Raw genomic sequence first — 23545 nt, 5'->3', positions numbered from 1 at the left:
TTTTTTTTGTCTCTGATTTCGGCTTATGCACAGCCGGTGTGTCGCCCGAAACGCATGTTATCCCCAAGTCGCCCTTGACATCGCTGTTGTGTTGTCCACTGCGCGGCCAGGACGTGAACTTTCCTCATACTCCCCCTCGAAGTGCGGCCATCCGGTCTGCGCTTGCTCTTGCATGCCAAAATTTTCTTTTATATCAATGGCTTATAAGCTGGTTAAAAATTGTGCAATCTGTTGGTAAGCCCGCTGTCATGCAGGTTGGAAGCGCTTGTCTAAGGGTTATCAACGAGGTTATCCACAGATAGTGTGGAAAAAGGCAGCGCAGCGTGACGGTGACAGGGTTGTTGCAATGCGGCATCAAGAAAGCGCCGATTCCAACGTCTCGCTGACGCTGGAATCGGCGCTTTTCATCGGGCGGCTTGCACGGCTAGCAGGACGTCATTCGTTCAGTGCCCGATTCGCTGCGCGATGACGCGGGCGAGGCCGCTTCGAGAGGGGAGGGCTCGCCTCATCTGGCCAGGCGCTTGAGCAGCGAGGAGGTGTCCCAGCGGCCGCCCCCCATGCTCTGGACGTCGGCATAGAACTGATCGACCAGCGCCGTCACCGGCAGGCTTGCCTCGATGCGGCGTGCCTCCGCCAGACAGATGTCGAGGTCCTTGCGCATCCAGTCGACGGCGAAGCCGTGCTCGTACTCATCGCGGATCATGGTGGCGTGCCGGTTCTCCATCTGCCACGAGCCCGCTGCGCCCTTGGAGATCACCTCGATCACCGCCTCGCGATCCAGTCCCGCCTGCTCGGCGAAGTGCAGTCCCTCGGAGAGCGCCTGAACCAGTCCGGCGATGCAGATCTGGTTGACCATCTTGGTGGTCTGGCCGGCGCCGGTCTCCCCGATACGCTTCACCATGCGCCCGTAATGCGCCAGTACCGGTGCTGCGCGCTCGTAATCTTGCGGGTCACCGCCGCACATGATGGTCAGCGCGCCATTGATGGCCCCCTGCTGGCCGCCAGACACGGGGGCGTCCACGAAGCCGACCGAATGCTCGCGCGCCGCCACGGACAGCTCTCGCGCCAGATCAGCGCTGGCCGTGGTGTGATCCACCAGCAGTCCCCCCTCCGACAGACCGGCCAGTACGCCATCGGCGCCGTAGGTGACGCTGCGCACGTCATCATCATTGCCGACGCACATCAGCACGATCTCGGCGCCTTCCGCGGCTTCTCGCGGCGTGGCGTGATGGGTGCCACCGTACTCCTCGCACCACTGTTCGGCGCGCGAGCGGGTCCGGTTGTAGACGCGCACTTCCCATCCTGCGCGTGTCAGGTGGCCGGCCATGGGGTGACCCATGACGCCGAGTCCGATGAAGGCGGCAATGCGTGGCGTTGCGTGTGTCTCTGACATGCGAAGGGCTCCTGGCCATCTATCAGCGAAAGGCGGACTTGCTGGGCATGACGGCGGTGTCGGTACCGCGTGACATTACGCTAGCACGTCTGGCGTGGGGCGAGGGACTGTATATGACTGATGGCTTGTGCAGGAGGGGTGACAGGGGCGTGAGGCAGGCGAGCAGGGCAGGGGCGTCAGAAACGAAAAAACCGCCTCCTGAGAGGCGGTTTCGGTCGGCTGCCGGGGTGCGACGTGGCTTACTTGGCCGGGTAGTCGCGCTGCGGGTGGCCGGTGTAGAGCTGGCGCGGGCGGCCGATACGATGGCCGCCGGCGATCATCTCGTTCCAGTGGGAGATCCAGCCGATGGTGCGTGACATGGCGAAGATGACCGTGAACATGTTGGTCGGGATGCCGATCGCCTTGAGGATGATGCCGGAGTAGAAGTCGACATTCGGGTACAGCTTGCGCTCGATGAAGTACTCGTCTTCCAGTGCGATCTGCTCCAGACGCTTGGCGATCTTGAGTTGCGGATCGTCGGCCATACCCAGCTGCTCCAGCACCTCGTCACAGGTCTCCTTCATGACCTTGGCGCGCGGATCGAAGTTGCGATAGACGCGGTGACCGAAGCCCATCAGCTTGAACGGGTCATCCTTGTCCTTGGCCTTGTCGATGAAGCGCTGGATGTTCTCCTCGGAATCCTCACCGATCTCATCGAGCATGTTGAGCACGGCCTCGTTGGCGCCGCCGTGTGCCGGGCCCCAGAGTGCCGCGATGCCGGCGCTGATGCAGGCGAACGGATTGGCACCGGTGGAGCCTGCCAGACGCACGGTGGAGGTCGAGGCATTCTGCTCGTGGTCGGCGTGGAGCATGAAGATGGTGTCCATCGCCTTGGCGAACACCGGGTTGATCTTGTACTCCTCACACGGATTGCCGAACATCATGTACAGGAAGTTCTCGCCGTAGGAGAGGTCATTGCGCGGGTACATGAACGGCTGGCCGATGTTGTACTTGTGGCACATGGCCGCAAGGGTCGGCATCTTGGCGATCAGGCGCACCGCACTGACGTAGCGTTCCTTCTCGTTGTTGATGTTCAGGTTGTCGTGGTAGAAGGCGGCCAGGCCACCGACGACGCCACACAGGATCGCCATCGGGTGGGCATCACGACGGAAGCCCTTGAAGAAGTTGACGATCTGCTCGTGCACCATGGTGTGGTTGCCGATCAGTTGCGCGAACTTGTCGTACTCTTCCTTGTTCGGCAGCTCTCCGAACAGCAGCAGGTAGCACAGCTCTATATAGTTGGAGCTCTTGGCCAGCTGGTCGATGGGGTAGCCGCGATGCAGCAGGACGCCTTTCTGGCCATCGATGAAGGTGATGGAAGATTCGCAGGCGGCGGTGGAGACGAAGCCCGGGTCGTAGGTGAACATGCCTTCGGCGGTCAGGCCGCGGACATCGATGACGTCCTGGCCGAGCGTGCCGGAATAGACCGGAAATTCGATGGTCTTGTCGATACCGTCTACCGTCAGTGTCGCTTTCTTGTCAGTCATGCCGACCTCCTCATTATTCGCGTAACTCTTTGACTTGCTTGCCATGCCGGGCTTGCATCAATCCCGCCCACTATAGAAGCCCGCCAAAGATTGTCAATTCGCCACTCGGCGTAGAGACGTGCGATGCTGCGCTGTGCGTCAGTTTCCCGACGTTTGTCGTTCCATGCCCTTCAGGTTGCGTCCTGATCGCCGCATTTTGTGCAATTCGTGGTTGCGGCTATGCGACGTCGTGTCATTTGTCATGCCAATGGCCAACCCCTATAATCCTCCGTCGCGCGACTGGCGGGAAATTCGGCTCGGTACCGTGGATGGCCTGCGCCCGAGACCCTTCCTCAAACCACCGCCCCTGCGGGCTTGCGTCCGTGTTGGGCCAAGAGAGTGTGTAAGAGCCGTGAATAGCAAACGACCCGTAAATCTCGATCTGACGACGATCAAATTCCCTCTCCCTGCCCTTACTTCAATCACTCACCGTATTACCGGCGTGATTCTGTTCGTGGGCCTGGTGTTCGCGTTGTGGGCACTCGATGCCTCGCTGTCCTCCCCGGAAGGGTTCGAGGCAGTGCGTGACACCCTGGCAACCAATTTCCTTGCCAAGATCGTGGCCTGGGGTCTGCTGTCTGCCCTCGGTTTCCATTTCGTGGCAGGTATCAAGCACCTGCTGATGGACATGGATATTGGTGTCGAACTTGAAAGTGCGAATCGCAAGGCGCAGGTCACTGTCGTGATCAGTGCCGTTCTCGTGGTCCTGGCGGGAGTCTGGGTATGGTAAACAACATCACCAATTTCAGTCGCAGTGGTCTGTCTGACTGGGTGCTGCAGCGTGTGTCTGCCGTGGTTCTGGCAGCCTATTCCGTGTTCATGGTCGGCTATCTCCTGCTGCACCCGAACCTCGATTACGCCACCTGGAGTGGTCTGTTCGAGAACACGGCAATGCGCATCTTCTCTCTGATGGCATTCATCGCGATTGCCGCACACGCCTGGATCGGTCTGTGGACCGTGGCGACCGATTACATGAAGCCGACCGCGCTGCGCTTCGGTTTCCAGGTCTTCGTCATCCTTGCGTTGTTCATCTTCTTGGTCTGGGGCGTTCAAGTCCTGTGGGGAGCCTGATACATGTCCACCATGCGTAGCCTGACATTCGACGCGATCATCATCGGCGGCGGCGGCGCTGGCCTGCGTGCCGGTCTCGAACTGTCCCAGTCCGGCAAGAAGACTGCCGTGCTGTCCAAGGTCTTCCCGACCCGCTCGCACACTGTCTCTGCCCAGGGCGGTATCACCTGTGCCATCGCCTCTGCTGATCCGAACGACGATTGGCGCTGGCACATGTATGACACCGTCAAGGGCGGCGATTACATCGCTGACCAGGACGCGGCTGAATACATGTGTACCGAAGGCCCGAAGGCGGTCTTCGAGCTGGAGCACATGGGTCTGCCGTTCTCTCGCTTCGACAATGGCCGCATCTATCAGCGTCCGTTCGGTGGCCAGTCCAAGGACTTCGGCAAGGGTGGCCAGGCAGCACGTACGTGCGCCGCGGCTGACCGTACCGGCCACGCGCTGCTGCACACGCTGTATCAGGCCAACCTGAAAAACGGCACCGTCTTCCTCGACGAGTGGTACGCCATCGACCTGGTCAAGAATGCCAACGGCGACATCGTCGGCGTGATTGCCCTGTGCATCGAGACTGGCGAGACCGTCGTCGTCAAGTCCAAGGCCACCGTTCTGGCCACCGGTGGTGCGGGCCGTATCTACGCCTCCACCACCAATGCCCTGATCAACACCGGTGACGGTATCGGCATGGCACTGCGTGCCGGCCTGCCGGTCCAGGACATGGAAATGTGGCAGTTCCACCCGACCGGTATCCACGGTGCGGGCGTGCTGGTCACGGAAGGCTGCCGTGGTGAAGGTGGCTACCTGGTCAACAAGGACGGCGAGCGCTTCATGGAGCGTTACGCGCCGAATGCCAAGGACCTCGCGGGCCGTGACGTCGTCGCGCGCTCCATGGTCATGGAGATCCTCGAAGGTCGTGGTTGTGGCGAGAATGGCGATCACGTCTTCCTGAAGCTGGATCACCTCGGTGAGGAAGTGCTCAACAAGCGCCTGCCGGGTATCTCCGAGCTGTCCAAGACCTTCGCGCACGTCGATCCGACCAACGCGCCGATCCCGGTCGTGCCGACCTGTCACTACATGATGGGCGGTATCGCCACCAACGTGCACGGTCAGGCCATCGCGCAGAATGAAGACGGCACCGACCGCATCGTCAACGGCCTCTATGCCGTGGGTGAAGTGGCCTGCGTCTCCGTTCACGGTGCCAACCGTCTGGGCGGCAACTCGCTGCTGGATCTGGTCGTCTTCGGCCGTGCGGCGGGCAAGTACATCGAGAGCGCGCTCAACGAAGGCATCGAGTACCTCGAGCCGACCCAGAGCGACATCGATTCTGCCCTGGTGCGCCTGAATCGCTGGAACGAGTCCGAAAGCGGCGAGTCCGTGCCGGAACTCAAGCGCGAACTGCAGCAGATCATGCAGAACTCCTTCGGCGTCTTCCGTCAGGAAGACAAGATGGAAGAAGGCGTCAAGCAGCTGTCCGAGCTGCGTGAGCGTATCGCCAAGGCGGGTCTGGCTGACAAGTCCCAGGTCTTCAATACCGCGCGTATCGAAGCCCTTGAGCTGGACAACCTGATGGAAGTGGCGGAAGCCACCGCCATTGCGGCCCTGACCCGCAAGGAAAGCCGTGGTGCCCACTCCCGTTACGACTTCCCGGATCGTGATGACGAGAACTGGCTCAAGCACTCTCTGTTCTTCCCGAACGAGAAGCGTGTCGGCAAGCGTGACGTGAACTTCGCGCCGAAGACCGTCGAGCGTTTCGAGCCGAAGATTCGTACCTACTGAGTCTGACAAGCACCAGTTCGCACTCGCTCGAGTTCACGCTCGTTTGAGTTCGCCGTGATCCAGGTGCGTGCAGGGCATCGCACGCACCTGACCCGTTTGCCCGGAGGGGAAACCATGCTTCAGGTATCCATATACCGCTACAACCCTGAAACCGATACTGCGCCGTACATGCAGGAGTTTCAGGTCGACACCCAGGGCCGTGACCTGATGGTGTTGAACGTGATGGAAATGCTCAAGGAACAGGACAGCTCGCTGGCCTATCGTCGCAGCTGCCGCGAAGGTGTCTGTGGTTCCGACGGCATGAACATGAACGGCAAGAACGGCCTGACCTGTGTCACCGCGCTGTCCGAAGTCGTCAAGGACAACAAGCTGGTGCTGCGTCCGTTGCCGGGCCTGCCGGTCGTGCGTGACCTGGTCGTCGACATGAGCCTGTTCTACAAGCAGTACGAGCGCATCCAGCCGTACCTGCTCAACGACACGCCGGCCCCGGCCATCGAGCGTCTGCAGTCGCCGGAAGACCGCGACAAGCTCGACGGTCTCTATGAATGCATCCTGTGTGCCTGCTGCTCGACGGCCTGCCCGTCCTTCTGGTGGAACCCGGACAAGTTCGTCGGTCCGAGTGGTCTGCTGCAGGCCTATCGCTTCCTGGCCGACTCGCGTGATACGGCCACCAAGGAGCGTCTGAGCGAACTGGACGACCCGTTCTCCGTATTCCGCTGTCGCGGAATCATGAATTGTGTCGCGGTTTGCCCGAAAGGTCTGAACCCGACACGTGCCATCGGCAAGATTCGTGAGCTTTTGCTGGCAAACGCCACTTAAAAGCCGAGCGCTAGCTTGTTATGATTGCACGTCAGCTGCGGCAGGGTGTCACACCTTGTCGCAGCGCACAGCTTGCTGGAGCCGGTGCCTTGTGCACCGGCTTTTGACGATAAAAGAAGACTCAGATGGTGAAGGCCTCCATGGTTTCGCCATACAGGGCATAATCGAGTGACGCCGACAGCGCTTGTCCGGCGCCTACCCCACCCCATCAGTCAGGGTGACCGAGAGATGCAAGAAGGCACAATGGAGTTGATGTGGCGCACTTCCCATATGAGCGGCGGGAATGTCCACTACGTAGAAGATCTCTACGAGCGTTATCTTGTCGACCCGAACGAGGTTCCCGACGAGTGGCGCAACTACTTTGATACTCTGCCGCGTCATGACGGCAGCCCCTCCCAGGATGTTCCGCTGACCCCGATCCGTGAGCAGTTCTACGAGATGGGTCGCAACAGTCGCCGCTCGGTGGCTGTCTCGGCGGGCGAGAGCAGCGAGAACAAGAAGCAGGTTCGTGTTCTTCAGCTGATCAACGCCTATCGCTTCCGTGGCCACCAGAAGGCGGACATCGATCCCCTCGGTCTGCGCAAGCCGGCACCGATTCCTGATCTTGAGCTTTCCTTCCACCAGCTGTCCTCCGCTGACATGGACGTCGAGTTCCAGACCGGCTCGCTGTTCCTCGGCAAGGACGTTGCACCGCTGAAGGAAATTCACGCCGCGCTGGAGCAGACCTACTGCCGCAGCATCGGCGCCGAGTTCATGCACATCGTCAATACGGAAGAGAAGCGCTGGCTGCAGCAGCGTTTCGAGTCCGTGCGTTCCAAGCCGAACTTCTCACGCGATGTCCGCCATCACGTGCTGGAACGTCTGACCGCGGCCGAAGGTCTCGAGAGCTACCTCGCCAGCAAGTACCCGGGGACCAAGCGCTTTGGTCTGGAAGGCGGCGAATCCTTCATTCCGATGATGGATGAGCTGATCCAGCGCAGCGGCAAGTACGGTACCAAGGAAGTCGTGATCGGCATGGCTCACCGTGGCCGCCTCAACCTGCTGGTCAATCTGCTGGGCAAGAGCCCGTCCGAGCTGATCGAGGAATTCGACGGCAAGAAGCAGATCGCCAAGGGCTCCGGTGACGTGAAGTACCACCAGGGCTTCAGCTCGAATGTCATGACACCGGGCGGCGAAGTCCACCTGGCACTGGCGTTCAACCCGTCGCACCTGGAGATCGTCTCTCCGGTGGTCGAGGGCTCGGTGCGTGCCCGTCAGGATCGTCGTGAAGACGCCGAGGGTGACAGCGTACTGCCGATTTCCATCCACGGTGACGCGGCATTCGCCGGTCAGGGCGTGGTGATGGAAACCTTCCAGATGTCGCAGACCCGTGCCTACAAGACGGGTGGTACCGTTCACGTCGTCATCAACAACCAGGTGGGCTTCACCACCTCGCGTGCCGATGACGCGCGTTCCACCGAATACTGCACCGACATCGCCAAGATGGTTCAGGCGCCGATCATCCACGTCAATGGTGACGACCCGGACGCCGTGCTGCACGCCGCCCAGGTCGCCATCGACTATCGCCAGCAGTTCAAGCGTGACGTGGTGATCGACCTCGTGTGCTACCGCAAGCGCGGTCACAACGAGGCGGACGAGCCGTCCGGCACCCAGCCGCTGATGTACGCCAAGATCAAGTCCCAGAAGACCGCTCGCGAGAAGTATGCGCAGCGTCTGGTCGAGGAAGGCGTGCTCAGCGAGGAAGAGACCCGGCAGCTGGTGGATCAGTACCGCGCGGATCTCGATGCCGGCAATCACGTCGCCAATGCCCTCGTGAAGCAGCCGAATACCGGTCTGTTCGTCGATTGGACGCCGTACCTGGGCCACGAGTGGACCGGCGATGCCGATACCTCGATGGACATGAAGCAGCTGCAGGCGCTCGCCAACAAGATGTGCGAAGTGCCGGACGGCGTCTCGGTCCAGCGTCAGGTCAACAAGATCTACGAAGACCGTCGCAAGATGGCCGCCGGCGGCATGCCGCTGAACTGGGGCTTCGCCGAGACGCTGGCCTACGCCACCCTGGTGGATGCCGACCATCCGGTACGCATCACTGGCCAGGACGTGGGTCGTGGTACCTTCTCCCACCGTCACGCGGTGGTGCACAACCAGAATGATGGCAATACCTACGTGCCGCTGCAGCACATCAAGGATGGTCAGGCGACCTTCACCATCCATGACTCCTACCTCTCCGAGGAAGCGGTGCTGGCCTTCGAATACGGCTACGCCACGACCATGCCGACGGCATTGGTGGTGTGGGAAGCCCAGTTCGGTGACTTCGCCAACGGTGCCCAGGTGGTGATGGACCAGTTCATCTCCTCCGGCGAGAGCAAGTGGGGCCGCCTGTGCGGTCTGACCATGCTGCTGCCGCACGGTTACGAAGGGCAGGGGCCGGAGCACAGCTCCGCGCGCCTCGAGCGCTATCTCCAGCTGTGTGCCGAGCACAACATGCAGGTGTGCATGCCGACCACGCCGGCGCAGATCTATCATCTGCTGCGTCGTCAGGTCATCCGCTCGCTGCGCAAGCCGCTGGTCGTGTTGTCGCCCAAGTCACTGCTGCGTCACAAGGAAGCGACTTCCACCCTCGACGAGCTGGCCGATGGCCGCTTCGAGATGGTGCTGGCCGACAAGGGCAATCTTGAAGCTTCCAAGGTCAAGCGCGTCGTGCTGTGTGCCGGCAAGGTCTATTACGACCTGGCAGGCTATCGCGCCGAGCAGGGCCGTGAAGACGTTGCCATCATCCGTGTCGAGCAGCTCTATCCCTTCCCGAAGGAAGAGCTCCAGGCCGCCATCGCCGACTACGAGAATCTCGAGCAGGTGATGTGGTGCCAGGAAGAGCCGCTCAACCAGGGTGCCTGGTATCAGAGTCAGCACCACATGCGTCAGGTCGCTGATCAGCATCGTCAGGGCCTCGGCATGAGCCTGGCCTTCGCCGGACGCCCGGCCTCTGCGGCGCCTGCCGCGGGCTACATGTCCGTTCATAACGAACAGCAGCGCCAGCTGGTCGACGACGCCTTCAACAAGTAAAGGCCCGCGACCCGCAAGGGCACCGAGAGAGAATCGAGTTAAGGAACTCCAATGGCTATCGATATCAAAGCGCCGTCTTTTCCGGAATCCGTCGCCGAAGGCACAGTGGCGACCTGGCACAAGCAGCCCGGTGACAGCGTCGAGCGCGACGAGCTGATCGTCGAGATCGAGACTGACAAGGTGGTGCTGGAAGTGGTGGCACCGCAGAACGGCACCCTGGGCGAGATCAAGGTCCAGGAAGGCGAGACCTGCGAGTCCGAGCAGGTACTGGGTACCATCGGTGACGCAGACGCCGCATCTTCCGACGAGAAGAAGCAGGCGCCCGCTGAAGGCAAGGACGACGCCAAGGCCGAGAGCAAGCCGGCCGCCGGTGGCGAAGGCGAGACGCTGGAAGTCAAGGCGCCGAGCTTCCCGGAATCCGTCGCGGAAGGCACTGTCGCCACCTGGCACAAGAAGGTTGGTGACGCCTGTGAGCGTGATGAGCTGATCGTCGAGATCGAGACTGACAAGGTCGTGCTGGAAGTCGTGGCTCCGGCAGATGGCGCCCTGAGCGAGATCAAGGTTCAGGAAGGCGAGACCTGCGAGACCGAAGCCGTGCTGGCACTGTTCAGTGCTGGCGCTTCCGGTGCCGCTGCTCCGGCCGCTGAGGAAAGCGACAGCAAGTCCGACGAAGGTCAGGACGAGAAGGTCGGTGACAAGATTCTCGCGCCGGCCGCTCGCAAGATGGTTGCCGAGCACGATCTGGACGTCAGCAAGCTGGTCGGTACCGGCAAGGGCGGTCGCGTGCTGAAGGAAGACGTGGCCAAGGCCGTCAAGGAAGGCACCGCAGCCAAGTCCGCTGCCAAGCCTGCTGCCGCACCGAAGGCCGCTGCACCGAAGGCCGCTCCGGCCTTCGAGGGCGAGCGTCCCGAGAAGCGCGTGCCGATGAGCCGCATGCGTCAGACCATCGCCAAGCGCCTGGTCAATGCCCAGCAGACCGCCGCCATGCTCACCACGTACAACGAAGTGGACATGAGTGCGGTGATGGAGCTGCGCAAGCAGTACAAGGACACCTTCCAGAAGGTGCACGACACCAAGCTCGGCTTCATGGGCTTCTTCGTCAAGGCGGCCACCGAAGCGCTCAAGCGCTTCCCGGACGTCAATGCCTCCATCGACGGCACCGACATCGTCTACCACGGTTACCAGGACATCGGCGTTGCCGTGTCGTCCGATCGTGGTCTGGTCGTGCCGGTCCTGCGTGATACCGACAGCATGAAGCTTGCCGATGTCGAAAAGACCATCGTCGACTTCGGTCAGCGCGCGCGCGCCGGCAAGCTGGGCATCGATGAGATGCAGGGCGGCACCTTCACCATCACCAACGGCGGCATCTTCGGTTCCCTGATGTCCACGCCGATCCTGAATCCGCCGCAGACCGCCATCCTGGGCATGCACAAGATCCAGGAGCGCCCGATGGCCGTGAACGGTCAGGTCGTCATCCGTCCGATGATGTATCTGGCGCTGTCCTACGACCACCGCATGATCGACGGCAAGGATGCAGTCCAGTTCCTCGTCGCCATCAAGGACCTGCTGGAAGATCCGGCTCGTTTCCTGCTCGACGTCTGAGACTGCAACGCCTCACGCCCGGGGCTTCCCCGGGCGTGTGCGGCCCCGATGGGTGACAGGTTGCCCATCGGGATGCCAATCCGAATCGAACTGCACCAACAGGAAGAGACATGGCCGATAAATTTGATGTAATCGTCATTGGCGCGGGCCCCGGTGGCTATGTGGCTGCCATCCGCGCGGCTCAGCTGGGTCTGAAGACTGCCTGCGTCGAGAAGTGGGTCAACAAGGAAGGCAAGACCGTCCACGGCGGCACCTGCCTGAACGTCGGCTGCATCCCGTCCAAGGCGCTGCTGGAAACCTCTCACAAGTTCGTCGAGGCACGTGACGAGTTCGCCGAGCTGGGCATCAAGGCCGATGGCGTCGAGATCGACGTGGCCAAGATGATCGAGCGCAAGGCGCAGATCGTGAAGAACCTGACCGGCGGCATTTCCGGTCTGTTCAAGGCCAATGGCGTGACCGCCCTGGAAGGTACCGGCAAGGTGCTGCCCAACAAGCAGGTCGAAGTCACCGGTCACGACGGCGAGAAGGCGACCTACGACGCCGAGAACATCGTCATCGCGTCCGGTTCCGTGCCGGTCGAGATTCCGCCGACGCCGCTGACCGAAGGTCTGATCGTCGATTCCACCGGCGCGCTCGAATTCACCGAGACGCCGAAGCGTCTGGGCGTCATCGGTGCCGGTGTCATCGGTCTCGAGCTGGGTAGCGTGTGGAGCCGTTGCGGTTCTGAAGTCACCGTGCTGGAAGCGGTCGACAGCTTCCTGCCGATGGTCGATGCCGCTGTCGCCAAGGAAGCCCAGAAGCTGCTCAAGAAGCAGGGTCTGGACATCAAGCTCGGCGCCCGTGTGACCGGTTCCGACATCAAGGACAGTGAAGTCGTCGTCAAGTACACCGACGCCAGCGGCGAGCAGGAACAGACCTTCGACAAGGTCATCGTCGCGGTCGGCCGTCGTCCGTACACCCAGAGCCTGCTCGACAGCGATGTCGGCATCAATCTGGACGAGCGTGGCTTCATCCACGTCGATGACCAGTGCGCGACCAGCGTGCCGGGTGTCTACGCCATCGGTGACGTGGTACGTGGCCCGATGCTGGCCCACAAGGCCTCTGAAGAGGGCGTGATGGTTGCCGACATCATCGCCGGCCACAAGGCCGAGATGAACTACGACGCCATCCCGAGCATCATCTACACCTTCCCGGAAGTTGCTTGGGTCGGCAAGACCGAGCAGCAGGCCAAGGCCGAAGGCATCGAAGTCAAGACCGGCAGCTTCCCGTTCGCGGCAAGCGGTCGTGCCATGGCCAACAATGCCACTGAAGGTCTGGCCAAGATCATTGCCGACGCTGAGACTGATCGCGTCCTGGGTGTTCACATCATCGGCCAGCATGCCGGTGAGCTGATCGCTCAAGGCGTGACGGCCCTCGAGTTCGGCGCCAGCGCCGAAGACCTCGCGCTGATCTGCACGGCTCACCCGACACTGTCGGAAGCCGTACACGAAGCCGCGCTGGCCGTTGACGGGCATGCGATTCACATCGCAAACCGCAAGAAGCGCAAGTAAGCGTCCTTCCGAACAAGAGGCGCGTCGCCCCGGCCAGGCCGGGGCGAACGGTGGCAGCCGCATCTCGCGACTGCCGTTCGAGTCTAATGCAACCAATGGCATGACACGATGAACCTTCACGAGTATCAGGCAAAACAACTGTTTGCCGACTATGGCCTGCCGGTGTCCAAGGGCTTCGCCGTTGACACCCCGGAAGACGCTGCTGAAGCGTGCAAGAAGATTGGCGGCGACAAGTGGGTCGTCAAGGCACAGGTCCACGCAGGTGGCCGCGGCAAGGCCGGCGGCGTCAAGCTGGTCGAGAGCGCACAAGCCGCTTCCGACTTCGCTTCCCAGTGGCTGGGCAAGAACCTGGTGACCTACCAGACTGACGCGAATGGTCAGCCGGTCACCAAGATTCTCGTCGAGAACTGCACCGACATCGCCGAAGAACTGTACCTGGGTGCCGTCGTCGACCGTACCACTCGTCGCATCGTCTTCATGGCTTCCACCGAAGGCGGCGTGGAAATCGAGAAGGTTGCCGAAGAGACACCGGAAAAGATCCTGAAAGCCGAGATCGATCCGCTGGTCGGCGCTCAGCCGTACCAGGCGCGTGAACTGGCCTTCAAGCTGGGTCTGAACCCGACCCAGATCAAGCAGTTCACCAAGATCTTCCTGGGTCTGGCGAAGATGTTCGCCGACAAGGATTTCGCGCTGCTGGAAATCAACCCGCTGGTCATCACCGACGAAGGCAACCTCCACTGCCTCGACGGCAAGATCAACATCGATGCCAACGCCGTCTACCGTCACCCGGACCTGCAGGCGATGCACGATCCGTCTCAGGAAGACGAGCGTGAAGCGCATGCTGCCAAGTTCGAACTGAACTACGTTGCCCTCGACGGCAACATCGGCTGCATGGTCAACGGCGCAGGCCTGGCGATGGGCACCATGGACATCGTCAACCTGTCTGGCGGCAAGCCGGCCAACTTCCTCGACGTGGGTGGCGGTGCTACCAAGGAACGCGTTGCAGAAGCGTTCAAGATCATCCTGTCCGACGACAACGTCAAGGCTGTTCTGGTGAACATCTTCGGCGGCATCGTGCGTTGCGACATGATCGCCGAAGGCATCATCGGTGCCGTCGAGCAGGTCGGTGTCAACGTGCCGGTCGTGGTGCGTCTGGAAGGCAACAACGCTGAACTCGGCGCCAAGAAGCTGGCCGAAAGCGGTCTGAACATCATCGCTGCTACCAGCCTGACTGACGCGGCGCAGCAGGTTGTCAAAGCTGCGGAGGGCAAGTAATGAGCATTTTGATCGACAAGAACACCAAGGTGATCTGCCAGGGCTTCACTGGCGGCCAGGGTACCTTCCACTCTGAACAAGCCATCGCCTACGGCACCAAGATGGTCGGTGGCGTGACGCCGGGCAAGGGTGGTCAGACTCACCTGGGCCTGCCGGTGTTCAACACCGTCGCGGAAGCCGTTGCCGAGACTGGCGCTGAAGCGTCCGTCATCTACGTGCCGGCACCGTTCTGCAAGGATTCCATCCTTGAAGCGGCCAATGCAGGCATCAAGCTGATCGTCTGCATCACCGAAGGCGTGCCGACTCTCGACATGCTGGAAGTCAAGGTCAAGTGCGACGAGCTGGGCGCGCGTCTGATCGGTCCGAACTGCCCGGGTGTCATCACTCCGGGTGAGTGCAAGATCGGCATCATGCCGGGTCACATCCACCAGCCGGGCAAGGTTGGTATCGTGTCTCGTTCAGGCACCCTGACCTATGAAGCCGTCAAGCAGACCACTGACCACGGTTTCGGTCAGTCCAGCTGTGTCGGTATCGGTGGCGACCCGATTCCGGGTTCCAACTTCATCGACATCCTCGAGCTGTTCGAGAAGGACCCGAAGACCGAAGCCATCGTCATGATCGGCGAGATCGGCGGTTCCGCTGAAGAAGAAGCGGCTGCCTACATCAAGGCGAACGTCACCAAGCCGGTCGTCTCCTACATCGCTGGTGTGACTGCGCCTCCGGGCAAGCGCATGGGCCATGCAGGCGCCATCATCTCCGGCGGCAAGGGTACTGCCGACGAGAAGTTCGCGGCTCTGGAAGAAGCTGGCGTCAAGACTGTGCGTTCACTCGCAGAGATCGGCGATGCCATCAAGGAAGTCACTGGCTGGTAAGCCTGTGATCTCCTGACAGCGCTCGGCGGCAACGCTGAGCGCATGTCACCGAAAGGGCAGACCCACCGGGTCTGCCCTTTTTTCATGTCTGTCATTCGGTGAGGGAGTCATTGTCGGGAGCGATAGCTCATGCAAATGCGCATCACATCGCCTTCGCCACTCCAGACGGCAGGTGCGTTTGGATCAAGCAATTGCTAATCTGATGAGGTTCATTGGCACCTGACCAAGCGACACGTGCAGATGCCCCACGGCGAAACACGACTCACTGATAAGGATGTTCCATGCTCAAGACCTTCCCCGCTGTCACGCGTTCCGCCCGCCTGCTGGCGCTGCTGTCTCTGCCGTTGGTTACCGGCATTCCGCTGATGGCCAGTGCAGATTCCGGCGCGGCGGCAGCGTCCGCTCCTGAAGCCTCGGCGAGCATGCAGGTGCCTGCCAAGGGCATCGAGTCCGTGACCAGTCGTGAGGATGTCGCCACCGTCCAGGCGCGTCTGGAGAAGGCGCTCGAGGCCAAGGGGCTGACGCTGTTCAGCGTCATCGAGCATGAGGCGGGTGCCGAGAAGGTGGGGATGGAGCTTCCTGCCACGCATACCGTCATCTTCGGCAACCCCAAGGTCGGTACCCTGTTGATGCAGTGCAATGGTTCGGCTGCGCTGGATCTCCCGCAGAAGATGCTGATCCGTGCCGTGGAAGGGGGCAGCGTGATCGAGTGGAATGATCCGCAGTATCTGGCCAATCGTCATGATCTGGATGACTGCAAGCTGCCGCTGGACAAGATCGGTGGGCTGCTCAAGGGCCTGGCGGCCGAGGCAGCGGGGCAATGAGACGTGAAGACGCCATGTTTCAGCGCTGATCCTCCCAGTCTGGACGACACTGACACAAGCACTGACATCAGACACTGACATCCGTTTCTGACATTGCGCAGGACGAAAAAAGCCGGACTCCCTGAGGAGTCCGGCTTTTTCATGTGTCACCGCTCGCTTTTCTGCAAGCCGTCCTGCCGTGAGTTCTACAGGGCTTCGCCGTTGTGCTTGAGCCACTGTACCGCGCGGTCCGGGTAGTCCGTGAAGACGCCATCGACATCGGCGTCGACGAAGAACACGCGCAGCATGTCATCATAATCGCTGGCCCAGTCAGGGATGCGACCCTCATCAAGCCGGAAGGTATAGGGCATCACGATCAGGCCTGCCGCATGCGCTTCCTTGACCAGCGGCGTGACCTTGATGTCGTCCCGGGTCGAGCTGTCCTCGATCACCATCGGCTTCCACGGGCCGATGCCATCGGCATAGCCGGCAATCCGCTGCATGGCCCCATCCTGGTACATCCAGTCATAGCTGTAGGGCTCGAGCTTGCCATCCGAGCCCGGCTGGAAGGTCATGTCCCAGCTGGTCTCGCCCATCAGCTGCACCAGTCGCAGGTCCATGCCCAGCTCGGGCTGCAGCGTGTCGTGGATGCGTTCGAGTCCATTGGGATCAAAGACCTGCACGATGGCATTGTCGTCATGGTCCACATAGCCGTACTGCTTGAGCGTCTCGAGGACGGCTCTGGAGATTTCCTTGCCCTCGGACTGATGGAACCAGGGGGCCTTGATTTCGACATACAGGCCGACATCACGGCCCGTGGAGTGATTCAGGCCCTGAATCATCTCGATCTCCTCGCTCAGCGTATGCAGACCGAAGTGTGACTTGCCCAGCGGGAAGCGCTCGGGGTAGTCCGTGACACGCTCGCCATCCTTGACGGTGAAGCCCTCGCTGAAGGCCAGCTTGCGCAGCTCATCCAGGGTGAAGTCGATGGCATAGTAGCGGCCATCCTCACGAGCGCGGTCCGGAAAGACATCGGCGACATTGGTCACGCGATCCAGAAAGCGATCATGCAGCACCACCAGCTGATCATCCTTGCTCATCACCACGTCCTGCTCAAGGAAGTCGGCACCCTGGGCATAGGCCATCGACTTGGCGGCCAGCGTGTGCTCGGGCAGGTAGCCCGAGGCACCACGGTGAGCCACGACGACCTTGTCGGTGCCATGGCCGGGGTCGATGCTGCGCAGCGTCGCGTCATCGGCGAGGGCAGTGGAGGCCGTGGTCACAAGCAATGCGCCCATCACGCCAAGACGCGTGAGTGAGCGGTGAGTCAGGAAATGAGGGGAGCCGGACATGTGGGATCACCTTGGATGTGGTTATTGTATGGACGTTCAACATCGAATCATTACCATAACAAACACTTATCCAAATGGCGATGAGCAATGGAAATGAATGATGATGCGCTGGAGCTGTCCGGCAGAGGCGGGTCGCTGGGGGTCAGGCCGAGGGCGAGCGACGATTGAGCAGGCGGGCCAGCATGCCGCGTCCCGCCATCACGAAGAACACCGGGGCACCGGCGATCAGGTAGAAATAGAAGGTGACGGCGCGCCAGATGACGACGGCGGCAGCGGCGGTGGAGGCACCGATGACAGGCGCCAGCAGTGCCGTGGACGAGAGTTCGGCACCGCCTGCACCACCGGGCAGCAGCGTCAGTTGCCCGGCGGCGAGCGAGAGCATCTGCACGATGAAGGTCCAGCTCCAGTCGATGTCGCGCCCAAGTCCCGCGACGGCCAGATAGAGGATGGAATAGCGCAAGAGCCAATGGGCGCAGCACAGCAGAAAGATCAGGCTCAACGTCAGGCGAGGCAGGGCGAGCGTCTCGATCAGTGCATGGCGGAAATGGATCAAGGCACGCGCCAGTCTGAGGCGCGAACGATGGCGTACCTTGAGCCAGCGCAGCAGGCGGCCACTGGCCTTGATCAATCGTCGATGATGCTTGCCGAGCGCCGCCAGCAGGCCGAAGCCGATGATCAGCAGCAGCGCCGGCACGGCCAGCATCCAGCCCAGGCGTAGATCGATGGTATGCGACAGTGCGTAGAGCCCGATGCTGGCGAGCGCCGAGAGAAAGAACAGCATGTCGGTCATCTGGTCGACGGCAAACACTGCCGAGGCGTGTGCCGGGCGTACCCCCTGACGTGCCAGCAGCCCCATGAGAGTAAGCGGGCCGCCACTGCCACCCGGCGTGGCGCTGATGGCGAACTCGGTGGCCATCACCATGCCCAGTGCACGCCGCTGTCCGAGGTGGCCGCCACGCCCGGCCAGCAGCAGGCGCAGGCGTCCGGCATTCAGGTTCCAGCACATCACGATCATGCCCAGCATCAGCGCGAAGGTCTCGAGGGGGAACTGGCGCAGCTGGCTCCCCAGCCCACTGCCGCCCAGCACCAGCGGCACGGCGATGACCAGCACCAGGCCGGCTCCCAGCATCCACAGGGCGCGATTCATGGTGGATTCTCGTGTTCAGGCGATGGGTGGAAGGGCATGGTGCCCAGGGCATGCTGCGGGAACTCAGGCAGCACTGTCGGCATTCCGTCGATCGGCGGTGAGCAGCCCCTTGTGTGTCAGCCAATCGATCTTGGTCATCGGCAGGTAGCCATCATCCAGCAACCGTGTGACAAGTCGTGCCCAGTAGTCTCGCGAGCCCGTGTGCCGCATGTCGACCGGATGCAGTCCGAGGCGCAGGACATCGGCGTCACGCTCACGCGCCATCTTGCGTTCCGTGACCCAGCGGGACATGGCGCGCCGCGGCGCGGAGCGCGCGCTCCACACCAGTCCCGGAGCATCGATGGGGGTGAAGTCCGGCAGGCGATAGAGGTGCTGAGGGTCGCTGGTGTATTGGAAGTCCAATGCCTGCAGGGCGCGCCGTGTGCCGTCACTCATCAACCAGGCCGGTGCCACGAAGCCCGACAGCGGCCAGCCGAGCCGCTTGAACAGGGCAGCGCCTTCCTGAAGACGCCGTCTGGCTTCGGTCTCATCGAGGGGGTAGAACTCGCCTTCCCAGGTCAGTACGCGGCGCATCACGTAATCGCGTGGCGTGCGGGGCGGTGGCGCATCATCGCAATGATGAAAACCATGCAGCGCCAGTTCATCGCCCTGCTGTCTGCGGGCCTCCAGCAGGGCGATGAACTCGGGAGCACTCTCGAGAGGGTTGCGATGGTGGAAGTCCGGCACCACCAGCCAGGTGATCGGGCAGGGATGGCCAAGTCGCTCCTGACACAGCTCATCCATCTGATTGACGAAGTCGCGATAGTCCTGCCAGGTCTCGGGAGCGATGTCGTGGAGGACCAGCAGGAAATGCTTTCTGGCGGCTGGAGACTCACCCATGTGTCACCTCTTCCAGTATCGGTTGCAGCTGAGTGCCGGTGACGGCGCGATAGTGATCGAGCAGTCCATCCACCACGCGGTCCCAGTCATGGTGCTTCTCCACATGACGACGCGCCTGGCGACCCAGGGCCGCCGGGTCATTGGCGAAGATGTCCTGAACGGCACGCGCCATGGCATGCGGTGCATGAGGATCACACAGCTGGCCACAGCCCAGCGGAACATTTTCCGCCAGCGCACCGGCGCGAGCGGCCACCACTGGCGTGCCGCAGGCCATGGCTTCCAGCACGACCAGACCGAAGGTCTCCTGTGTGCCGGCATGCAACAGCACATCGACGGAGGCGACCAGTCGTGCCACCTCCGCGCTGCTGCAGAAATGGCCGGTGACACTGACATTGTCCGGCAGGTGGCGAGGCATCCCGGTGCCGATCAACAGCAGATGGTAATTCGGGCCAAGCAGACGGGCGACTTCCAGCAGCTCGTCGAGATTCTTCTCGCGTGAACCGCGGCCGGCGAAGGCCAGCAGTCGCACGTGATCCGCCAGGCCAAGTTCACGTCGCAGGTCCTGATCCCGGCAATCGGGGTGGAAGGTGTTCAGATCGACGCCCAGTGGCTGGATGTGGACATTGCGTACCCCGAGTCGATCCAGTCGCCTCGCCATCACGTCACTGGGTGCCAGCACGCGATCGAAATGGCGATAGAGGCGCTGCACATAGCGATCGACATTGGCCCCCGACCACTCGCCGAGACGGTTGGTGATCAGACGTGGCAGATCCGAGTGATAGAAGCCGATCACCGGGACATCCAGCTTGCGGCCTGCATCCAATGCCGCCCAGGCGGTGACGTAGGGGTCACCCGCCTCGATCACGTCCGGCTGCAGTGCCAGCAGGGTGCTGACCCAGCCTCCACGCCTCAGCGGGAAGCGGTAGCCATTGCCGAAGGGTATCGGGGGTGCCGGGACGTGATAGAGGTCATCGCTGACACTGGAGGACTCTCCGGGAACCAGCAGGCTGTGACGAATGCCTGGTCGGCTTCGTAGGCGTCGTCGCTTGGCTTCCAGATAGGTTCTCACGCCGCCGCTGGACGGCGCATGAAACATCGTCATGTCTGCAACGTGGAGCATCTATTTGATTCCGTTGTGTTTTCTGGCAGACAGCGCCGAAAGGTCAATTCTTGTGCCCAGTCTGAGTCTGCTATTGATCTGGGGGGGAGAGGGGTGGGCTTCAAGTAGGCTTTTGGGAACGCGGAAGTCATGTTGCGCAACTGGCTCTGCTTTCCGGTCGCTGGCTACCCCCTGCACTCAAGAGTGAGACGCCAACCCTACGCCACGGATGGCGTGACCCATGTGACAGCGGCCGGAGGATTTTGTGCGATGCCAGCCGAGGAGGCGTCATGCTGGCCCAGCAGCGAATGCGTTCGCGGACACAACACGGTTGCGGCGTTGGTGAGCCGCGGTGCAGACAGAACGTGATGCGGGGGGAGTGATTCAGGGGAGTGATGCGGGTAGGGGACTCAGGGGACTGATGCGGGAAGGACGTGATACTGGAAGAAAGTGATCAAGGGAGATAGTGAAAAAGGGAGAGAGTGAAAAAGGGGGAGAGTGAAAAAGGGGGAGAGTGAAAAAGGGAGAAGCGACGGGACACCTGGCCATGCCATGGCAAAAAAAATCCCACCCGGGCAGCCGGATGGGAAAGTTGCGTGCACTACAGGAATTCAGGGGGATACGCGGATGGATTCCCGAGGCCTTCTCAGACGCGGACTACGCCTGGGAATGCCTCAGGACTCATGAGAATGATTGAGCGGACAGGAAGGACATCGTCTGGCCCAGCTCTTGGGAGAAGGCGGCTTCGGGCTCGGCGGGACGTTGACTGGCGAGCAACACTAGGCTCAGCAGCATGCCGGCTGCGAGCAGCAGGCGATTGCGTGTCCGGCGGCGGTCCCGCTCCAGCAGCATGGCCACATGCTCCATCGCCTCCTGCTGGATCTCACGCTGTCGCTGTGGCGTGACCGCGTCACGCGAGTGGCCATCTGACGGCTGATCGGTAACACGTGCCAGGACCATGGCCGGCTGGCGCACGATGGCGGCGTGTTCTGCAGCATGACGCTGTGAGGCAGCAGGCGAGCGATGGAATTTCATGGGAGGTCCTCTCACGGCAAGTGGCAGCATGGACAGATGGCAATGACTGACTCGGTACTTGACTCAATCAACGTTGGCGCGAGGAGTGTGGATGCCTCGTGTCTCGATGAAATGAGTGTAACGTGATTTTCTGTTTCATAAAATTACAATTTATCACGATGCGATCACGCTATGAATACGTTACGTTGCAGCAACGAAAACGCCCCGGGCGCAGAGCGCTCCGGGGCGTGGGGTACCGCCATCCTGTCAAACGGCGGTGAGCGGGTCGCGGCTTATTCGGCCGGACGACCCACCAGTGAACGACGTTCTTCACGGGCTTCGGTCAAGGAGACCTTGATGATGTCGCCCAGTGAGTAACGCAGCTCGTCTTCGATGCGCACACGGCCTTCCTTGTCATCGATCGCGACCTTCTTGCGATCAGTGTGGATCAGCGGTGCCGGAATGAAGACGCTGGCGCCATTCTCTTCCAGGCGCACACGCATGCCACCGCGGCGGATGTCGATGATCTCGCCAGTGAAGATCTGCTGCTCTTCGGCGGCCTTGGTCAGGTAACGCACGTAGAGCCAGTCCTTGACGTCGCGCTCAGCCATGCGGTTGAGACGACGACGTTCACTGAGGTGTTCGGTCAGCTGCTCGGTGGCTTCGGCCGGAGCATCCTGACCCAGAATCACGCGCTTGATCAGGCGATGGTTGACCATGTCGCCGTACTTGCGGATCGGGGAAGTCCAGGTGGCATAGGCCTCGAGACCCAGACCGAAATGCGGGCCCGGCTGGGCAGACATCACGGTGTAGCCCTGGAAGCGACGCATGCGCACGTCCAGCCAGGTATCCTCGCGGCTGTCCAGCTCCTGGCGCAGCAGGCGATAGCCTTCCAGGCTGCCCAGCTGTTCCGGCGTCGCGGTGATCTCCTGGGTGGCCAGGAATTCGATGGTGTCGTCGTACTTCTCCGGTGCAAAGCCCTGGTGCACGTTGAAGATGCCGTGACCGATGTGCTTGGAGAGCAGACGGGCGCAGCTCAGGTTCGCGGTGATCATGGATTCTTCGATCATGCGATTGCTGATGCGGCGATGGTCGGCACGCACGTTGAGCACGTTGCCTTCCTCATCCAGCTCGAATTCGAAGTCCGGACGCTCGCGGAAGATCTGGGAGTTGCGTGCACGCCAGGCGATACGCGCCTGAGTGAAGGCTTCCAGCTGACGCAGGCCTTCGGCCAGCTCCTCGGTTTCCGGCTTCCAGCTGCCTTCCTGGCCTTCGATCCAGTCAGAGACGTTGTCGTAGGTCAGGCGGTGATGCGAGCGCATGGTGGCCGCGAAGAACTTCGGCTCACCGATCACGCCGTCGGTGTCGATGTCGACGATGCACATCAGCGTCGGACGGTCTTCACCTTCCTTCAGCGAGCACAGGTCATCGGCCAGGATTTCCGGCAGCATGGTGACGTTCTGGCTCGGCAGGTAGACGGTGAAGGAGCGCGTGCGCGCCTCTTCGTCCACGCGGCTGCCTTCCGGCACATAGGCGGTCGGGTCAGCGATGGCGATGCTCAGGGTCCAGCCGCCTTCCGGGCGCTCGACGATGTGCAGGGCGTCATCCATGTCACGGGTCTTCTCACCATCGATGGTGAAGAAGGGTACGTGAGTCATGTCTTCGCGGGTCAGACCTTCCTCCAGCAGCGGCCAGTCGTTGCCGCCCTCCGGAGAGGCCTGTTCCAGCGCGTGACGCGCCAGGGTGACACGCCACGGCACGCGCGGGTTGTCCACCTCGGCGATGACTTCCTCGATCTGGGCGAAGAAGCTGCGGTCATCCTTGCGCATCGGGTGACGCAGCAGACGAGCCACGACCCAGTCGCCATCATTGAGGCTTTCCTCATTGATGCCACGCTTCACGCGCGCTTTCATGCGCGTGTTGATGGACGGGTGATCCGGCATCACGTTGAGGCGACCGTCACGCTTGCCGACACGAGCGACGAAGCGGTCGACACCCGTCTCGATCAGCACTTCCGGCTGTACGGATTTCTTCTCGCCTTCGACCTTGACGGTCGCTTCGACGGTATCACCGTGCAGCACCTGCTTCATGGCGGGCGGCGGCACGAAATACGACTCGCCATCCTCGCACTCGAGGAAGCCGAAGCCCTTGTCGGTGCCTTTGATCACCCCCGTGACACGGGGAATTTCCTGGCGGATTTGATCTTTCAGCTGCGCCAGCAGCGAATTGTTCTGCAGCATTTCGGAAGTTCTGTTGGCGGGGTCA

Annotated in this window: 18 protein-coding genes; 10 read left to right on the top strand and 8 right to left on the bottom strand. The window is 61.6% G+C overall.

Going from position 1 to position 23545, the window contains the following annotated elements; genetic code table 11:
• Window positions 1-505 precede the first annotated feature (505 nt).
• Window positions 506-1393 (bottom strand): NAD(P)-dependent oxidoreductase, encoded by an 888-nt coding sequence (locus tag QD228_RS05020; RefSeq protein WP_077379215.1) that lies wholly within the window; start codon window positions 1391-1393, stop codon window positions 506-508.
• A gap of 239 nt (window positions 1394-1632) precedes the next feature.
• Window positions 1633-2919, bottom strand: a complete 1287-nt coding sequence (gene gltA, locus QD228_RS05015; RefSeq protein ID WP_077379217.1) for a citrate synthase — start codon at window positions 2917-2919, stop codon at window positions 1633-1635.
• 391 nt (window positions 2920-3310) lie between these two features.
• On the opposite strand from gltA, the gene sdhC reads away from it, so the two are divergent.
• The 10 genes from sdhC to QD228_RS04965 all read left to right on the top strand — a co-directional run bounded on the left by sdhC (window position 3311) and on the right by QD228_RS04965 (window position 15810).
• The gene (gene sdhC / locus QD228_RS05010; RefSeq protein WP_043333108.1) at window positions 3311-3688 is read left to right on the top strand and encodes a succinate dehydrogenase, cytochrome b556 subunit; all 378 of its coding nucleotides are present in this window, start codon (window positions 3311-3313) and stop codon (window positions 3686-3688) included.
• The gene (gene sdhD / locus QD228_RS05005) at window positions 3682-4029 is read left to right on the top strand and encodes a succinate dehydrogenase, hydrophobic membrane anchor protein (RefSeq protein WP_077379219.1); all 348 of its coding nucleotides are present in this window, start codon (window positions 3682-3684) and stop codon (window positions 4027-4029) included. Before sdhC ends, sdhD begins: the two co-directional genes overlap by 7 nt.
• Before the next feature lie 3 nt (window positions 4030-4032).
• Entirely contained in the window at window positions 4033-5805 is a 1773-nt protein-coding gene (sdhA, locus tag QD228_RS05000) for a succinate dehydrogenase flavoprotein subunit (protein WP_077379221.1), read from the top strand.
• A 114-nt stretch (window positions 5806-5919) separates the two neighbouring features.
• Entirely contained in the window at window positions 5920-6624 is a 705-nt protein-coding gene (locus tag QD228_RS04995) for a succinate dehydrogenase iron-sulfur subunit (RefSeq protein ID WP_077379223.1), read from the top strand.
• Window positions 6625-6852: 228 nt separating this feature from the next.
• The gene (locus QD228_RS04990; RefSeq protein WP_077379225.1) at window positions 6853-9687 is read left to right on the top strand and encodes a 2-oxoglutarate dehydrogenase E1 component; all 2835 of its coding nucleotides are present in this window, start codon (window positions 6853-6855) and stop codon (window positions 9685-9687) included.
• Window positions 9688-9738: 51 nt separating this feature from the next.
• Window positions 9739-11289, top strand: coding sequence for a 2-oxoglutarate dehydrogenase complex dihydrolipoyllysine-residue succinyltransferase (odhB, locus tag QD228_RS04985; RefSeq protein WP_077379227.1), 1551 nt, complete (start codon window positions 9739-9741; stop codon window positions 11287-11289).
• Window positions 11290-11399: 110 nt separating this feature from the next.
• Window positions 11400-12839, top strand: a complete 1440-nt coding sequence (gene lpdA / locus QD228_RS04980) for a dihydrolipoyl dehydrogenase (protein WP_279874654.1) — start codon at window positions 11400-11402, stop codon at window positions 12837-12839.
• Window positions 12840-12947: 108 nt separating this feature from the next.
• The gene (sucC, locus tag QD228_RS04975; RefSeq protein ID WP_077379231.1) at window positions 12948-14114 is read left to right on the top strand and encodes an ADP-forming succinate--CoA ligase subunit beta; all 1167 of its coding nucleotides are present in this window, start codon (window positions 12948-12950) and stop codon (window positions 14112-14114) included.
• Window positions 14114-14986 (top strand): succinate--CoA ligase subunit alpha, encoded by an 873-nt coding sequence (gene sucD / locus QD228_RS04970; protein WP_065392579.1) that lies wholly within the window; start codon window positions 14114-14116, stop codon window positions 14984-14986. The genes sucC and sucD overlap by 1 nt, the downstream gene beginning before the upstream one ends.
• A gap of 281 nt (window positions 14987-15267) precedes the next feature.
• Window positions 15268-15810 (top strand): DUF302 domain-containing protein, encoded by a 543-nt coding sequence (locus QD228_RS04965; protein ID WP_136939005.1) that lies wholly within the window; start codon window positions 15268-15270, stop codon window positions 15808-15810.
• A gap of 185 nt (window positions 15811-15995) precedes the next feature.
• On the opposite strand, the gene glpQ is transcribed toward QD228_RS04965, so the two are convergent.
• The 6 genes from glpQ to QD228_RS04935 all read right to left on the bottom strand — a co-directional run bounded on the left by glpQ (window position 15996) and on the right by QD228_RS04935 (window position 23520).
• A complete protein-coding gene (glpQ, locus tag QD228_RS04960; protein WP_205632712.1) occupies window positions 15996-17141 on the bottom strand; it encodes a glycerophosphodiester phosphodiesterase in 1146 nt (381 codons plus the stop codon).
• 142 nt (window positions 17142-17283) lie between these two features.
• A complete protein-coding gene (locus tag QD228_RS04955; RefSeq protein WP_279874651.1) occupies window positions 17284-18288 on the bottom strand; it encodes a lysylphosphatidylglycerol synthase transmembrane domain-containing protein in 1005 nt (334 codons plus the stop codon).
• Window positions 18289-18351: 63 nt separating this feature from the next.
• The gene (locus QD228_RS04950) at window positions 18352-19167 is read right to left on the bottom strand and encodes a DUF2334 domain-containing protein (protein ID WP_279874649.1); all 816 of its coding nucleotides are present in this window, start codon (window positions 19165-19167) and stop codon (window positions 18352-18354) included.
• Entirely contained in the window at window positions 19160-20287 is a 1128-nt protein-coding gene (locus QD228_RS04945; RefSeq protein WP_279874647.1) for a glycosyltransferase family 1 protein, read from the bottom strand. Before QD228_RS04945 ends, QD228_RS04950 begins: the two co-directional genes overlap by 8 nt.
• 660 nt (window positions 20288-20947) lie before the next feature.
• Entirely contained in the window at window positions 20948-21301 is a 354-nt protein-coding gene (locus QD228_RS04940; protein ID WP_077379237.1) for a hypothetical protein, read from the bottom strand.
• A 272-nt stretch (window positions 21302-21573) separates the two neighbouring features.
• Entirely contained in the window at window positions 21574-23520 is a 1947-nt protein-coding gene (locus tag QD228_RS04935) for an exoribonuclease II (RefSeq protein ID WP_077379239.1), read from the bottom strand.
• Window positions 23521-23545 lie beyond the last annotated feature (25 nt).

The organism is Cobetia sp. 3AK (assembly GCF_029846335.1).
Classification (GTDB): Bacteria; Pseudomonadota; Gammaproteobacteria; order Pseudomonadales; family Halomonadaceae; genus Cobetia; species Cobetia marina.
The sequence above is the reverse complement of the archived record's forward strand: the minus strand, read 5'-3'. Positions and strand labels throughout refer to the sequence as shown.

Coding starts and splice junctions, on each gene's coding strand:
- QD228_RS04935 (WP_077379239.1), bottom strand. CDS start 23,520: ATGCTGCAGAACAATTCGCTGCTGGCGCAGCTGAAAGATCAAATCCGC.
- sucC (WP_077379231.1), top strand. CDS start 12,948: ATGAACCTTCACGAGTATCAGGCAAAACAACTGTTTGCCGACTATGGC.
- QD228_RS04955 (WP_279874651.1), bottom strand. CDS start 18,288: ATGAATCGCGCCCTGTGGATGCTGGGAGCCGGCCTGGTGCTGGTCATC.
- QD228_RS05020 (WP_077379215.1), bottom strand. CDS start 1,393: ATGTCAGAGACACACGCAACGCCACGCATTGCCGCCTTCATCGGACTC.
- gltA (WP_077379217.1), bottom strand. CDS start 2,919: ATGACTGACAAGAAAGCGACACTGACGGTAGACGGTATCGACAAGACC.
- QD228_RS04990 (WP_077379225.1), top strand. CDS start 6,853: ATGCAAGAAGGCACAATGGAGTTGATGTGGCGCACTTCCCATATGAGC.
- odhB (WP_077379227.1), top strand. CDS start 9,739: ATGGCTATCGATATCAAAGCGCCGTCTTTTCCGGAATCCGTCGCCGAA.
- sdhD (WP_077379219.1), top strand. CDS start 3,682: ATGGTAAACAACATCACCAATTTCAGTCGCAGTGGTCTGTCTGACTGG.
- QD228_RS04940 (WP_077379237.1), bottom strand. CDS start 21,301: ATGAAATTCCATCGCTCGCCTGCTGCCTCACAGCGTCATGCTGCAGAA.
- QD228_RS04965 (WP_136939005.1), top strand. CDS start 15,268: ATGCTCAAGACCTTCCCCGCTGTCACGCGTTCCGCCCGCCTGCTGGCG.
- lpdA (WP_279874654.1), top strand. CDS start 11,400: ATGGCCGATAAATTTGATGTAATCGTCATTGGCGCGGGCCCCGGTGGC.
- sdhA (WP_077379221.1), top strand. CDS start 4,033: ATGTCCACCATGCGTAGCCTGACATTCGACGCGATCATCATCGGCGGC.
- QD228_RS04945 (WP_279874647.1), bottom strand. CDS start 20,287: ATGCTCCACGTTGCAGACATGACGATGTTTCATGCGCCGTCCAGCGGC.
- QD228_RS04950 (WP_279874649.1), bottom strand. CDS start 19,167: ATGGGTGAGTCTCCAGCCGCCAGAAAGCATTTCCTGCTGGTCCTCCAC.
- QD228_RS04995 (WP_077379223.1), top strand. CDS start 5,920: ATGCTTCAGGTATCCATATACCGCTACAACCCTGAAACCGATACTGCG.
- glpQ (WP_205632712.1), bottom strand. CDS start 17,141: ATGTCCGGCTCCCCTCATTTCCTGACTCACCGCTCACTCACGCGTCTT.
- sucD (WP_065392579.1), top strand. CDS start 14,114: ATGAGCATTTTGATCGACAAGAACACCAAGGTGATCTGCCAGGGCTTC.